Below are 13,347 nucleotides of genomic sequence, written 5' to 3' on the forward strand. Positions count from 1 at the left end.
GTGCATGGGACTCTTCATGCAGCGTCCGGAGGAACCGAGTGAATGGGCGGGACTCCCCGGCGAGCCCCTCCGGCCCCGGAGCCCGGCCGAGGTGCTCCCCGACGACGGGCCCGTGGATGCCGCTTCGGCCGGTCTTCTGGGAGTGGGGGACGTCCCCCTTTCGTCGATCTCGGTGCCGCTCGAGGTGGTGCATCCCCGCGAGAGCGACGTGTCGCCCGCTCCGGATGCCGACGAGGACTGACGGGCGCTCGGCACAAGCGCCCGCATCCGCTCGCCGCGGGTGAGCCGGTTCGGACGGGAAGGCGCGCGCGACTTAGGGTGAAGCAGTGCGCGTTCGTCCCTTTGCCACCCTTCTGGTGCTTCTGGGTGCGGCGCTCACCGCCTGTGCGTCGCCCTCGATGACCCCGACCCTCTCCCCGTCGCCTTCGCTCGCGCCGAGTGCGAGCGTCAGTTCGCCGGCGCCCGAGGCCGCCTCCTCTTCCGGGTGCGGTGCGACGCCGCCGGCCCCCGTCGGCGCGACGACCGCCGGTTCGATCACCGTCGACGGACAGAGCCGCACGTACCTCCTGCACATCCCCGGCGGCTACGACGCCACGAAGCCGACCCCCGTCATCCTCGCGTTCCACGGTCACGGGATGTCGCAGGGGGCTCTCGAGGGCTTCAGCGACCTCGAAGTCAGCGGGTCCCTTGTCGTCTACCCCAAGGCGGTGGGGAGCTCGCCCAAAGACGGGTGGCAGGGTGCGCCCTACGCGTCGGGCGCAGACGACGTGGCGTTCGTCTCCGCACTCATCGACACCCTCTCCGGTCGCTACTGCGTCGACACCGATCGAGTATCGGCGGTGGGGATCTCGAACGGCGGCGGATTCGTCGCCCTGTTGTCGTGCGCCCTCCCGCACCGCATCGCGGCCTTCGCCGTGGTCGCCGGAGCGATCTACCCCGCCTTCAATCCGGGATGCCCGACGGCCGAACCCGTCCCCCTGATCGAGTTCCACGGCACGGCCGATCCCATCACCACGTTCGAGGGTGGGGATCGCAACGGGACGCCCCTGGCATCCGTCCCGACATGGCTGGCGCGGGAGTCGCAGCGAAACGGCTGCGCCGCGACGCCGACGCGGACGAAGCTCGGCACCGACGTCGACCAGGACACCTGGACCGGATGCCAGGGGCGCGGTGCCCTGATCGCCTACCGCATCAACGGCGGAGGCCACACGTGGCCCGGCGCGGTCGCTGCGAGCGGGCCCGGCGTCACGACACAGACCATCTCGGCGACGTCTCTCGTCCTCGCCTTCTTCGCGGACCACCCGCGGCGGTGACGGCGGCTCCTCCGGGAGCAAGCGCCCGTCGCGTCCGCGGATTCAGGAACGAGCGGGGTAGCATCCGGGACAACAGCGCCGGGGCGGCCCCGGCCGGGGAGGTCTGACGTGAAGCGTTCGTCGTTCATCGTGGCAGGGGCTCTTGCGGCCGCTCTCCTCCTCGCCGGCTGCTCACCCGCCGCCGACTCGTCGTCCTCCGGCGGAGCGGACATCGGCTCGTCCTCGTCGGCGGTGAAGCCCGGGGCGTCGGCGAGCGCGCAGGCGCTTCCGCCGACGCTCGTGTCGCCGGGCGATCTCGACGGGCGGGACGTGACGGTCATCGTCGGGACCTCGCTCGTGATCGCCGCGCCCGACGGCACGGACGCCGAATGGACGGGGACGACCGCCGACCGCACCATCGCCGAGTTCTCGGCGGGCGGGGCCTCGGAGGGAGCGACGTTCCATCCCGGCTACATCGCGCGGGCGACGGGCACCACGGATGCCACCCTGACGGGACCGGACGGGAAGAACATCTCCTTCCGCATCTCCGTCGTGGCTCCCTAGCGGGCTCGCGCCGCGCCCGGCCTGTGACGATCGTGTTACGTCCGGGAATGGTCGCGAAAAAGTATGAAAAATTCCTTCATATCGTGCTTCACTGTACGCATCTCATCCGTACACCCAGAGGCCCTTATGAAGAAACCTTGGATCACCGCCGGCGCGGCTCTCGCTGCCGTCGTGCTCGTCGGCAGCGTTGCCGGCACCGTCGCCGTCGCGCAGAGCGGTTCTCCCGCTCCCGCAGACCCGAACTCGAACGCCGCGGTCGCGGCATCCGTCGCCGATCTGGATCGTTCCGGCTCGTTCTCGCTCGCCGAGACGGAGGCGACCGCCGCGATCGATGACAGCCGTGTCATCGCCGCCGCCCCCGAGGCCGACACCCGGGTGCCGGTGACGCTCGACGTGTCGAGCATCGAGCAGTACTGGCTGTGGGCCGGCGGCGTGAGCGTGACCGCGCACGGCCTCACGCCCGGGGCCGAGGTCGAGATCGGGATCGTCTTCGCCTCCGGCACGACGTTTCACTGGGCGCCCGTCACGGCCGACGCCGACGGGAACGTCGTCACCCAGGTGCGCACGCTCGACGTCGACCCCGAGAACACGCGGCCCGAAGCAGGACTCGCGCAGATCACCGTCACCTCGTCGGCGGGGGAGGCGGGCTCGGCGCTCCTGCGTGTCACCGCCACCACCGATGCCCTGACGGTGTCGACCGACCCCGTGACCATCAGTCAAGACGCCTTCCTCGACGCACCCGTCACGATCCACGCCGGCGGCTTCACCCCGATGACGAAGGTGTTCTTCAACCTCGGTATGCCCGATACGACCATGGTCGGCGTCGGCGAGAACGAGGGGCTCCACTCCGACGAGAACGGCGACTTCTCGTACTCGCTGCAGATGAACTCGGTCAACGCGCAGGTGGGCACGTGGCTGGTGAGCCTGATCTCGGCGGACGAGGGTCAGAGCGGATCCGCGACGTTCCAGGTGACCGCCGGCGCGGAGCGCGTCGCGGACAAGAAGGTCACTCCCGCAAGCTCCGAGATCTCCGTCGCCGATTTCGTCGCCGAGCCGGGCATGCGCTTCACGCTCGACGGGTTCCTCGCCTTCGACACGTACGAGCTGCTCCTGACCACCTCTCGCGGGTACACGGCGTCGCTCGGCATCTCGCGCACCAACGGCGAGGGGCACCACAGCAACGCGATCACGAGCCCCGAAGGCATCCCCGAGGGCGTCTACACCGTGACGGCGCGATCGACCACGACGGGTGACTACGCTTCCGGCACGTTCCGCGTGACGGGGAACCCGACGGCTCCGGCATCCGAGATCTCCCTCTCGACCGGCACGGTGAGCGCGGATGCTCTCGCCGACCCGTCGGCGGGTGTCGTCGTCCGCGGGCGGGACATCACCCCGGACACGTCGTTCCGCGTGTCGCTGCGCAACGCCGCGTGGGAGCGTCAGCCCCTGCTCGTCGGCGCGGACGCCTACGTGAACGTGGGCGCGGATGGGGTGCTCTCCCTGCCGCTGGTCACGCTGCAGACCCTCGCCGCCGGAACCTACACCGTGTGGATCGAAGGCGGCGGGGGAGCGGCGGCATACAACGCCCACCTTCCGCTCGAGGTGACGGCGGCCCCGGCCGCGGCCCCCGAGGCCTCGCCCACGCCGGAGACGCGTCTCGCCCCCGTCGAGCAGGCGCCCGTCGCTCCGCAGCCTTCGCCGGTCGCGCCCGAGACACCGGCTCCGGCCCCGTCGCCGAGTGCGTCGCCGACTCCCACCCCCGACCCGTTCGAGGACTTCGCGCCGGACCCGGCGATGCCCGTCCCGACCGTCCCGACCCGCTGAATACAGGAACCCATGATCACTCCACATTCGGCGCGCTCGCGCGCCTGCGCCCTGGTCGGAACCGGCCTCCTCGCGACCACGCTGTCGCTCGGTGCCGCTCTGCCCGCCGGGGCCGCCCCCGCCGGTCTCGATGAGATCGCCCTCGCCCCCGCCGGCCCCGGCAGCGGGACGCCGTTGCCCGACTCCGTCCTGTCCGCCGTGGGGAAGGTCGACGTCTTCGTCCAGACGCGCGGCGACAGCGCCCTCGGCGTGAGCAGTGCGCGCCGGGCGCAGGGCGCGCCGGAAGACGCGGCGACCGCGGCCGCGGCGGAGACCGCCGCGCGCAACGCCGAGGTCACCGAGCGCGTCTCCGACGCTCTCGGACAGATCGATCCGGATGCCACGGTGCTCTACACCTCGACCTACTCGGTGCCCGGGATCGCCGTGAGCGCCGACGCAGACACGCTTCGCCAGCTCGCCGAGCGCTCGGATGTCGAGAAGGTCTCGCGCATCGTGTCGCAGTCGATCGAGCTTCCGGCCGCGGACGGAGCGACGCCGTCGAACGCGGCCTCCGACGCCCTCACCCGCGCGGTCAACGCGTGGCAGCAGGCCGGTCGTACCGGGAAGGACGTGACGGTCGCCGTCGTGGACACGGGGGTGGACTACACCCACGCCGACTTCGGCGGACCCGGCACCACGGAGGCGTACCAGCAGGCCTTGGCCTCGACCGACGCGCCCGACGCGAGCTGGTTCGACGCCGCCAAGTACCTCGGCGGCTGGGACTTCGCCGGCCCCTCGTACAACGGTGCGAACGGCACCCCGGCGTACGACCCGATCCCGCGCCCGGACGCCAACCCGATCGACGGCCCGGGCGGAAACCACGGCACGCACGTCGCCGGCACCGCCGTCGGACTCGGCGTCGACAAGGACTCCCGGACGTTCCGGGGCGACTACACGACGCTGTCGTCGGAGAGCGTCCGCTCGCAGTTCTCGATCGGCCCCGGTTCCGCCCCGGAAGCCGGTCTCGTCGCGCTGAAGGTGTTCGGCGACAACGGCGGCAGCACCTCTCTCACCGGGGCGGCGCTGGAGTGGATCGCGGAGAAGGTGGCATCCGGAACCTCCATCGATGTCGTCAACCTCTCGCTGGGCACGAACTACGGCGCGATCGACGACCCCGACAACGCCAAGCTCCAGGTGCTCGTCGACGCGGGAGTGCTCCCGGTGGTCGCGGCCGGCAACTCCGGCGACGTCACCGACATCGCGGGCAGCCCCGGCACCACGATGGGCGCGCTGACCGTCGCCGCGTCGTCGAGCGGACACGGCCTCGCGGACGCGGCGTTGGCCACGGTCGGTGATCCCGCGCAGAACGCCGCCGAGAAGATCAAGGTCCAGTACTCGCAGGAGTACGGCTGGGACTTCGACGTCGCCCGCAACGTCGTCGCCCTGTCGGACACCACCAACGCGGACGGCTGCAAGCCGTTCAGCGCCGCGGACCGCCCGCGCGTCGCCGGCAAGATCGTCTGGCTCGAGTGGGACGACGCGGACGTCGCGTGCGGTTCGGCGACGCGGTTCGACAACGCCGACGACGCGGGTGCCGTGGGGGTCGTGCTGACCAGCCAGGCCAACTCCTTCGAGAACGGCATCGCGGGGAACTCCGCGATTCCCGGCGCCCAGCTCACCGGTGACTCCACGAACGCCCTCCGCCCCGCGATGGAGGAGGGACGTCTCGTGATCGAGATGCGCTCGGACCTGCGTCGCACCATCGAGGTGTTCGACTCCTCGCGGGTGGACACCGCGGCATCCTTCACGTCCCGGGGAACGCACGGGTCGATCGACAACGTGCTCAAGCCCGACGTGTCGGCGCCCGGAGTCTCGGTCGTCTCGGCCGGGAACGGCAGCGGGACCGGGCTCGAGGTGCTCAGCGGCACCTCGATGGCGGCCCCGCACGCCGCAGGCGTCGCCGCCCTCGTCGTCCAGGCGCACCCGGACTGGTCGGCCGAGCGCGTCAAGCAGAAGGTCATGAACACGGCCGCGCACGACATCGTCACCGCGGGGGAGAACCCGATCGCCTACGGCCCCGCTCGCGTGGGCGTCGGTCGCGTCGATGCGCTGGCCGCCGTCGAGGGCGACATCGACCTGCGATCGGTCGAGAACGGCGACCTGATCAGTGCGTCGTTCGGCGTGATCGACGTCGGCACCGAACCCGTCGTGCAGACGCGCACGGTCTCGGTCGGCAACGACGGGACGGATGCCGCCACCCTCGACCTGCGGTACTCGCCGCGCACGGAGACGCCCGGCGTCGCCTACGAGGTCAGCCCCGCGAACGTCACGGTTCCCGCCGGGGGAAGCGTCGACGTGACGCTCACTCTGCGGATCGAGGACCCGGCGGCTCTGCGTCGCACGCTCGACCCGACCATGGAATCGCAGACCGGGGGAGCGCCGCGGCAGTACCTCGCCGACGCCTCGGGAGTGCTCGAGGCCACCGGCCCCGCGGGCACCTATCCCGTGCGTCTCGCCGTGTACTCGGCTCCGCGGCCGTACTCCGAGACGCATGCCGAGGGACTCGCGTTCGACGGCACGGGCGGCACGCTCACGATCGACGGGCGCGGGCTCGACCAGGGCGAGGGGAGCGAGCGGTACCGCTCGATGATGGTGCCGCTCATCCTCGGAGCGACCGACCCCGACGACACCTTCCCGGACACGTCGGCGCAGCACACGCTGGAGAGCGCCGACATCCTCGCGGTGGGTGCCTCGTCGACCGCGTCGCTGCTGGACGATCCGACCGAGGGCGTGCTGACGTTCGGACTGCAGATGGACGGCGAATGGGCGCGGATGTCGCCCCTGACCTGGCCTATGGTGCAGCTCGACGTCAACGGTGACACCCGTGCCGACTTCATCGTGCAGGTGCAGCCCGGCGACGCCGGGGACGTGCCCGTGGCGATGACGATCGACGCCGTGACCGGTGACCTGATCGAGGAACGGCCCGTGAACGGCGTGTTCGGCGACCAGGGGACGAACGTGTTCGACAACACCGTCCTGACGATGTCGACCTCGCTGAAAGCGCTCGGCTACACGACCGGGACCACGCAGACGACGGTGCGCTACCTCGCGCAGACCCGCTCGTACTACAACCCCGCGTTCGACGGCGGGTACCAGAGCGCGCTCGTGGATCAGACGGATGCCGCCACCATCGACGCCTACGCTCCGGCGCTGTCGTTCGGTGAGAGCGGGACCGCGATGTTCGCGGACGCGGCGGGATCGGTTCCCGTGACCCGTGCGGGGGACGCGGCGCCCCAGGTGCTTGTGCTGCACCTGCACGGCGAGGGCGACGCCCGCGCCGAGATCGTCACCCCGACGATCGCCGGGGGACCGACACCGACGCCGACCGACCCGGCCCCGAGCCCGTCGGCGTCGAACCCGGACGGCGGAGGCTCCACCCCGCCGGGTGCCTCGCCGAAGCCCCAGGCTCTCGCCTCGACCGGACTGGACGGGGTCGCGCTCGTGTGGCTCGGCGCCGGTGCGGCCGCCGCGCTGGTCGCGGGAGCGGCCCTCGTGTGGCGTCGCCGCCAGCGGTCCTGAGCACGGCCACGGCGGGCGTCGCGCGTCCCTCGGGGTGCGCGGCGTCCGCCGACGCGGCAGACTGGGACGTCATGTCCGGTCAGACGCTCGTCATCTCCGATCCCCGCGCGGTTCGCGCCATGGCGAACCCCCTGCGCATGGTCGTGGTCGACGAGCTGTACCGACGTCAGGGCCCGGCGACGGCCACCGAACTCGCCGAGCTCGTCGGTCTCACGCCGAGCGCGATGAGCTACCACCTGCGTGCCGCGGAATCCACGGGGCTCATCCGGCGCGGCGAGTCCACGGATGGGCGCGAGCGCCCCTGGCTGCCGGCCGCACCGAGCTATTCGCTGGTCGCGAGCGTCGAGTCCGACGCCGTCCAGCGCATGGTGCTGATCGATTCGCGCCTGACGCCGATGCGTCAGCGCATGGAAGAACTTCTGGCCGCGCGTTCGGTGCGAGCTCCGGATGCCGACATCGTCTACATGGTGCTGCGGACCGGGCAGCTGCTGCTCAGCGCCGAGGAGGTCGGGCAGCTCCAGGACCGTGTGATGGACGTCTTCGACGAGTTCGAAGCCCTCAGCGCTGACCGCACCGAGGAAGGCGACTTCCGTCGCGGACGCTACATGTGGTCCATCGTCCCCGAGAAGGTACAGCCCGAGGACTGAATCCCCGGGCGCCGCGAGTGCGCCCGATTCCGGATGCCGGGAGTCGACCGAGCGCGACCGTGCAGCGCCCGGGCTCGGCATCCGGCGTGCCGGAAAGCCATGTGGCATTTCTGTTGCTGTGTGTGGGTTCGTGTTGTATCGTGTGGGAATCCTCGAAGGAGATCCCCGTGTACGCAATGGAGCGCCAACAGCTCATCGAGCGCGAACTGCGCGAGGTCGGACGCGTGAGCGTCGTCGACCTGGCCCGTCGTTTCGACGTGACCACGGAAACCGTCCGTCGCGACCTCGACCGTCTCGAGTCGACCGGTTCGCTCCGCCGCGTCCACGGCGGCGCCGTCGGTGTCGACCGGGCCAGCACGGCCGAGTCGACGCTCACCGAGCGCCGCGAACGCCAGGGCGACGCGAAGCGCGCGATCGCCGCCGCGGCCGCCGCGGTGCTGGGTTCCACCTTCCGCGGTTCGGTCTTCGTCGACGCGGGAACGACCGCCGCCGCCGTCGCCGCCGCCCTTCCGAGCGCGCTGAGCGCGAGCACGGGCGTCGAGGTCGTCACGCACTCGCTCGAGGCGGCGCATCTGCTCGCGGGGGAGGAGCGTCTCTCGCTCACCACGATCGGCGGGCGCGTGCGCGGGGTCACCGCCGCCGCGGTCGGGGCGCACACGGTGCGTGCGATCGGGCAGCTCCGTCCCGACATCGCCTTCGTCGGAACGAACGGTCTTAGCGCGGGTTTCGGGTTGAGCACCCCCGATCCCGAGGAAGCCGCCGTCAAGACGGCCATCATCCAGTCCGCGCGCCGGGTCGTCCTGGTCGCCGACGCGGCCAAATTCGGAGAGGAACTGCTCGTGAGCTTCGCCCGTCTCGATGAGATCGACGTCCTCGTCACGGACGCGTCGCCCGCCGCGCCCCTGGCGGACGCCCTCGCCGACGCCGACGTGGAGGTGCGTGTCGCATGATCGTCACCCTGACCGCCAACCCCTCCGCCGATCGTGCCGTCGTGCTCGCGGAGGCACTCGCCCCGGGCGAGGTGCAGCGCGCCCTCTCGTCACGCGAGGACGCCGGAGGAAAGGGTGTCAACGTGGCCCGCGTCGTCACGGCGGCGGGTGCCCCGGCTCGGGCCGTCGTGCCGGTCAACGGCCACGACCCGTACCGGATGCTGCTCGAAGACACCGGGATCGCCCTTGAGACCGTCGAGGTGGCGGGCCGCGCGCGAGCGAACCTCACCATCACCGATCCGTCGGGCGAGACCACCAAGCTCAACCTCCCCGGCGCCGAGCTCTCGGCGGCCGAGGCCGCGTCGCTCGTCGCGGGCGTCGTCGCTGCCGCCGAGGGGGCGACCTGGCTCGTTCTCGCGGGATCCCTGCCCCCCGGTGTGCCGGCGTCGTTCTACGCCGACCTCATCGCCGCCGTGCGCGAGCGATGGGGGAGCGCCTCCCCGCGCATCGCGGTCGACGCCTCGGGCCCCGCTCTCGCGGCCGTGGTCGAGACCGCCCACCCCGACCTCATCAAGCCCAATCACGAAGAGCTCGCCGAGTTGGTCGGCGAAGACGCGGCCACCGACACGGACGTTCTCGTCGAGGCCGCGCGGCGGGCGCGGACGCTCGTGCCCGAGCGCGCGGCATCCGCGCTCGTCACGCTCGGAGCCGACGGAGCCCTGCTCTTCTCAGCCGACGGCGCCTGGCGCGGACGCGCCCCGAAGATCCAGGTCGCCAGCACGGTCGGGGCGGGCGACAGCTCGCTCGCCGGCTACCTGCTGGCCGACCTCGAGGGGGCCACGGCCCCCGACCGTCTCGCCCGCAGCATCGCTTACGGCGCCGCGGCCGCGACGCTGCCCGGCACCCAGGCCCCGACACCGGCGGATCTGCCCGCAGGTCCCATCGCGGTCTCCGACTTCTCCACCCCCATCGCAACATCCTGACCACGGAGGTCACTGACAATGTCCGACATCATCACTCCGGAGCTCGTCACTCTCGACGCGCCCCTGGGCACCGACAAGCAGTCGGTGATCCGAGCCCTCGCCGAGCGCGTCGTCGCGCAGGGTCGCGCGACCAGCGCGCAGGAGCTGTTCGACGACGCCTGGGCCCGCGAGCAGAAGGACGAGACCGGCCTGCCCGGCGGCATCGGCATCCCGCACGCGCGCAGCGCGTCGGTCACCGAGCCGACTCTCGCATTCGCCCGCCTGAAGCCCGGCGTCGACTTCGGCGCCCCGGACGGCCCCGCCGACATCGTGTTCCTCATCGCCGCGCCCGCCGGCGCCGACGAGGCGCACCTCGCGGTGCTGTCGCAGCTGGCCCGCAGCCTCATGAACGACCAGTTCATGTCGGGCCTGCGCGCCGCGCAGACCCCCGCGGATGCGGTGCGCATCATCACGGATGCCGTGAACCCGGCGCCCGCGGCCGCTCCGGCCGAGACGTCCGCGGCGCCGGCCGCCGCCACGCGCGCCGAGGCCCGCAACGCGACCGCGCCGAAGACCAAGAAGATCGTCGCCGTCACCGCGTGTGCCACCGGCATCGCCCACACCTTCATGGCCGCCGACGCGCTCACGGCTGCGGGCGCCGAGACGGACGGCGTCGAGCTGGTCGTCGAGCCCCAGGGATCGAGCGGCTACAAGGCGCTTCCGCAGAGCGTGATCGACGACGCCGACGCCGTGATCTTCGCGGTCGACGTCGACGTCCGCGAGCCCCAGCGTTTCGCCGGCAAGCCCGTGGTCCGCGCGGGGGTCAAGCGCGGCATCGAGCAGCCGAAGCAGCTCATCGCCGAGGCCCTCGCCGCCAGTGAGAACCCCAACGCGGCACGCGTGCAGGGCGGTGCCGCCGCGGCATCCGCGTCCGACGCCCCCGTCGCGCAGCAGTCGGTGGGTCGCCGCATCCAGCGTTGGCTGCTCACCGGTGTCAGCTACATGATCCCGTTCGTCGCCGGTGGCGGTCTGCTCATCGCCCTCGGCTTCCTCCTCGGCGGCTACCAGGTCACCAAGGACGCGGCGAACGTCATCATCCAGAACTCGCTGTGGGACCTCCCCACCGAGAACATCACCTCGCCGCTCGGGCCGATCGGTCAGTACCTCGGCTCGGTCGCGTTCACGATCGGTGCGACGTCGATGGGCTTCATCGTCGCCGTCCTCGCGGGCTTCATCGCCTACGCGATCGCCGACCGCCCCGGCATCGCTCCCGGTTTCGTCGCCGGAGCCGTGGCCGTGCTCATGAACGCCGGCTTCATCGGCGGCATCATCGGCGGTCTCCTCGCCGGTTTCATCGCCTGGTGGCTCGGCCGTTTCGACGCCCCGCGCTGGTTGCGCGGCCTCATGCCGGTGGTGATCGTGCCGTTCCTCGGCTCGATCTTCGCCTCGGGGCTGATGATCCTGTTCCTCGGCCGCCCGATCGCTGCCCTCATGGCGGCGCTCACCGAGGGTCTCACCTCGCTCGCCGCCAGCAGCGCCGGTGCGATCGTCCTCGGCGTCATCCTCGGTCTCATGATGTGCTTCGACCTCGGTGGCCCGGTGAACAAGGTCGCGTACGTCTTCGCCACGACCGGCCTCGCCGCGGCGACCCAGACGAACACCGCTCCGTACCTCATCATGGCCGCGGTCATGGCCGCCGGCATGGTGCCCCCGCTGGCGATGGCCCTCGCCTCGACGCTTCTCGCCCGTAATAAGTTCACGCCGGTGGAGCGCGAGAACGGTGCGGCCGCGTGGCTGCTCGGTGCCTCGTTCATCTCCGAGGGCGCGATCCCGTTCGCCGCGGCCGACCCGCTGCGCGTGATCCCCGCCTCGATGGTGGGCGGTGCGATCACCGGTGGTCTCAGCATGCTGCTGGGCGTGCAGTCGTTCGCCCCGCACGGCGGGATCTTCGTCTTCTTCGCGATCAACCCCTTCTGGGGTTTTGCCCTCGCAATCGTGGCGGGTACCGTCGTGACGGCGCTGATCGTCGTGGCCCTCAAGGGTCTCGGTCGCAGCACCAAGGACGCCGCCGTCACCGAGGCCGCTCCCGCAGCCACGGTCGCCGCGTAACACCCCGTCGAATCGGAAGGATTCACCATGGCAGAACGTCAGGCCACCATCGCGAGCGCCTCGGGCCTCCACGCTCGTCCCGCCAAGCTCTTCGTGCAGGCCGTGCAGGAGAAGAAGATCCCCGTCACGATCGCCGCCGAAGGCGGTCCGGACCTCAACGCCGGCAGCATCCTGTCGCTCATGGGCCTCGGCGCCGGTCACGGCACGGTCGTGACCCTCAAGGCCGAGGGCGAGGGGGCCGAGCAGGCGCTCGACGAGCTCGTCGCGCTCCTCGAGACCGACCTCGACGCGCAGTAAGCAGCTTCACCGCAGAACACCGGATGCCACGGCCCTAGGGGTCGTGGCATCCGGTGTTTCGCGTGCGGGATCGTGGTCGCCCCGGGCCGAACTCCTGAGCAACGCGCGGTTCCCGGGCGGGCACGCTGCGGCGGATGACCGCCGCAGCCGAAACTCAGGAGTCCGGCCCGCAGGCGACCGTCACACGTCGACGGAGTCGCCGGGCTTCAGGTCGACGAACGACCCGCCGTTCTGCTCGACCGCCCACGTCAGTCGCGCGTCGCCCATCTGCTTACCGGCGGCCGAGAGGGTCATGTCGTGGGTCGCGAAGACGCGCTCCGGCTTGACGTCGAGGACGAAGTCGATCGCGTCGCCGATCTTCAACCAGGGCGCGCCCACCGGTGCCGCCAGCAATGCGACCTTCCTGTGCTTGGGGAGCGCGTACGAGTCGCCCGGGTAGTACAGCTGGTCGTTCACCAGGACGCCGACGTTGTCGATGACCGGGATCGACTCGTGGATGACGGCGTGCTCTCCGCCGAAGAACTCCAGGTGGAACGGGCCGAGGTCGAGCCTGTCGCCCGGGTGGACGGTGGTGACGTCGAAGCCCGCCGCAGCCTGTCGGACGCCCTCGGGTCCGTAGATCGGCGTACCCGGGTGCGCCGTGAGGAGGCGGGTGAGGTGGTCGGGCGTCCAGTGATCGGGGTGCTCGTGGGTCAGGACGATGCCCGCGAGGTTATCCACGTCGTCGAGCGGCGAGGTGAAGGTTCCCGGGTCGATGACCAGCGAATGTCCCGACTCGACGAGGACGAGGGCGGCGTGTTCGTGCTTGGTTACTCGCATGGAGCAAGTCAACTCCTCGCTCCGGGGCGCGGCAACCGGTGGCGCACGGGACTATGGGGGAGTAGATATGCCCGTCGGGGGATACTCACCGCGCTCTTCCGTCCGCTGCGGGATGGCGCTACGGTGGCCGGACACGCCCGAGATCTGCGGCGGTCCCGCCCCGATTTTGCGTGCGTGTTTTTGTGGTGCATACTTGAACGGTTGCGACGCGGCCCCATCGTATAGCGGCCTAGTACGCCGCCCTCTCACGGCGGTAACGCGGGTTCGAATCCCGCTGGGGTCACCAACACGGAAAAGAGCTTCGACCGTCAGGTCGGAGCTCTTTTCCGTATCGGCGAACTCGGCA

Annotated in this window: 11 protein-coding genes and 1 tRNA gene; 11 read left to right on the top strand and 1 reads right to left on the bottom strand. The window is 71.1% G+C overall.

Annotated elements, in window-relative coordinates; all coding sequences use genetic code 11:
* Positions 1-4: 4 nt before the first annotated feature.
* From MTES_RS15875 to MTES_RS15920, 10 genes are all read left to right on the top strand, one after another.
* Complete coding sequence (locus MTES_RS15875) at positions 5-241, top strand: hypothetical protein (protein ID WP_050901804.1); 237 nt, start codon at positions 5-7, stop codon at positions 239-241.
* An 85-nt stretch (positions 242-326) separates the two neighbouring features.
* Complete coding sequence (locus MTES_RS15880) at positions 327-1,313, top strand: alpha/beta hydrolase family esterase (protein ID WP_013586299.1); 987 nt, start codon at positions 327-329, stop codon at positions 1,311-1,313.
* A 108-nt stretch (positions 1,314-1,421) separates the two neighbouring features.
* Positions 1,422-1,856: a hypothetical protein gene (locus tag MTES_RS15885; protein WP_013586300.1), complete on the top strand. Its 435-nt coding sequence runs from the start codon at positions 1,422-1,424 to the stop codon at positions 1,854-1,856.
* Positions 1,857-1,982: 126 nt separating this feature from the next.
* The gene (locus tag MTES_RS15890; protein WP_013586301.1) at positions 1,983-3,680 is read left to right on the top strand and encodes a glucan-binding protein; all 1,698 of its coding nucleotides are present in this window, start codon (positions 1,983-1,985) and stop codon (positions 3,678-3,680) included.
* A gap of 12 nt (positions 3,681-3,692) precedes the next feature.
* Positions 3,693-7,238: a S8 family serine peptidase gene (locus MTES_RS15895; RefSeq protein ID WP_013586302.1), complete on the top strand. Its 3,546-nt coding sequence runs from the start codon at positions 3,693-3,695 to the stop codon at positions 7,236-7,238.
* Positions 7,239-7,309: 71 nt separating this feature from the next.
* A complete protein-coding gene (locus MTES_RS18610) occupies positions 7,310-7,885 on the top strand; it encodes an ArsR/SmtB family transcription factor (protein WP_013586303.1) in 576 nt (191 codons plus the stop codon).
* A gap of 167 nt (positions 7,886-8,052) precedes the next feature.
* Positions 8,053-8,835 (top strand): DeoR/GlpR family DNA-binding transcription regulator, encoded by a 783-nt coding sequence (locus MTES_RS15905; protein ID WP_013586304.1) that lies wholly within the window; start codon positions 8,053-8,055, stop codon positions 8,833-8,835.
* On the top strand, positions 8,832-9,797 hold the full coding sequence (locus MTES_RS15910; protein WP_013586305.1) for a 1-phosphofructokinase family hexose kinase: 966 nt from the start codon (positions 8,832-8,834) through the stop codon (positions 9,795-9,797). Before MTES_RS15905 ends, MTES_RS15910 begins: the two co-directional genes overlap by 4 nt.
* Before the next feature lie 18 nt (positions 9,798-9,815).
* Complete coding sequence (locus MTES_RS15915) at positions 9,816-11,885, top strand: PTS fructose transporter subunit IIABC (RefSeq protein ID WP_013586306.1); 2,070 nt, start codon at positions 9,816-9,818, stop codon at positions 11,883-11,885.
* Positions 11,886-11,912: 27 nt separating this feature from the next.
* Positions 11,913-12,182 (top strand): HPr family phosphocarrier protein, encoded by a 270-nt coding sequence (locus tag MTES_RS15920; protein WP_013586307.1) that lies wholly within the window; start codon positions 11,913-11,915, stop codon positions 12,180-12,182.
* A 180-nt stretch (positions 12,183-12,362) separates the two neighbouring features.
* Here the strand turns inward: MTES_RS15920 and MTES_RS15925 are convergent, their stop codons facing one another.
* On the bottom strand, positions 12,363-13,001 hold the full coding sequence (locus tag MTES_RS15925) for an MBL fold metallo-hydrolase (protein WP_013586308.1): 639 nt from the start codon (positions 12,999-13,001) through the stop codon (positions 12,363-12,365).
* 210 nt (positions 13,002-13,211) lie between these two features.
* On the opposite strand from MTES_RS15925, the gene MTES_RS15930 reads away from it, so the two are divergent.
* Positions 13,212-13,287, top strand: a tRNA-Glu gene (locus tag MTES_RS15930).
* The last annotated feature ends 60 nt before the right edge of the window (positions 13,288-13,347 follow it).

Origin of the sequence: Microbacterium testaceum StLB037 (assembly GCF_000202635.1) — a bacterium.
Lineage (GTDB): Bacteria > Actinomycetota > Actinomycetes > Actinomycetales > Microbacteriaceae > Microbacterium > Microbacterium testaceum_F.

What these genes read in the sequence shown, in the direction of transcription:
- MTES_RS15875 (WP_050901804.1), top strand. Translation starts at nt 5, where the DNA reads ATGGGACTCTTCATGCAGCGTCCGGAGGAACCGAGTGAATGGGCGGGA.
- MTES_RS15890 (WP_013586301.1), top strand. Translation starts at nt 1,983, where the DNA reads ATGAAGAAACCTTGGATCACCGCCGGCGCGGCTCTCGCTGCCGTCGTG.
- MTES_RS15895 (WP_013586302.1), top strand. Translation starts at nt 3,693, where the DNA reads ATGATCACTCCACATTCGGCGCGCTCGCGCGCCTGCGCCCTGGTCGGA.
- MTES_RS18610 (WP_013586303.1), top strand. Translation starts at nt 7,310, where the DNA reads ATGTCCGGTCAGACGCTCGTCATCTCCGATCCCCGCGCGGTTCGCGCC.
- MTES_RS15910 (WP_013586305.1), top strand. Translation starts at nt 8,832, where the DNA reads ATGATCGTCACCCTGACCGCCAACCCCTCCGCCGATCGTGCCGTCGTG.
- MTES_RS15915 (WP_013586306.1), top strand. Translation starts at nt 9,816, where the DNA reads ATGTCCGACATCATCACTCCGGAGCTCGTCACTCTCGACGCGCCCCTG.
- MTES_RS15920 (WP_013586307.1), top strand. Translation starts at nt 11,913, where the DNA reads ATGGCAGAACGTCAGGCCACCATCGCGAGCGCCTCGGGCCTCCACGCT.
- MTES_RS15925 (WP_013586308.1), bottom strand. Translation starts at nt 13,001, where the DNA reads ATGCGAGTAACCAAGCACGAACACGCCGCCCTCGTCCTCGTCGAGTCG.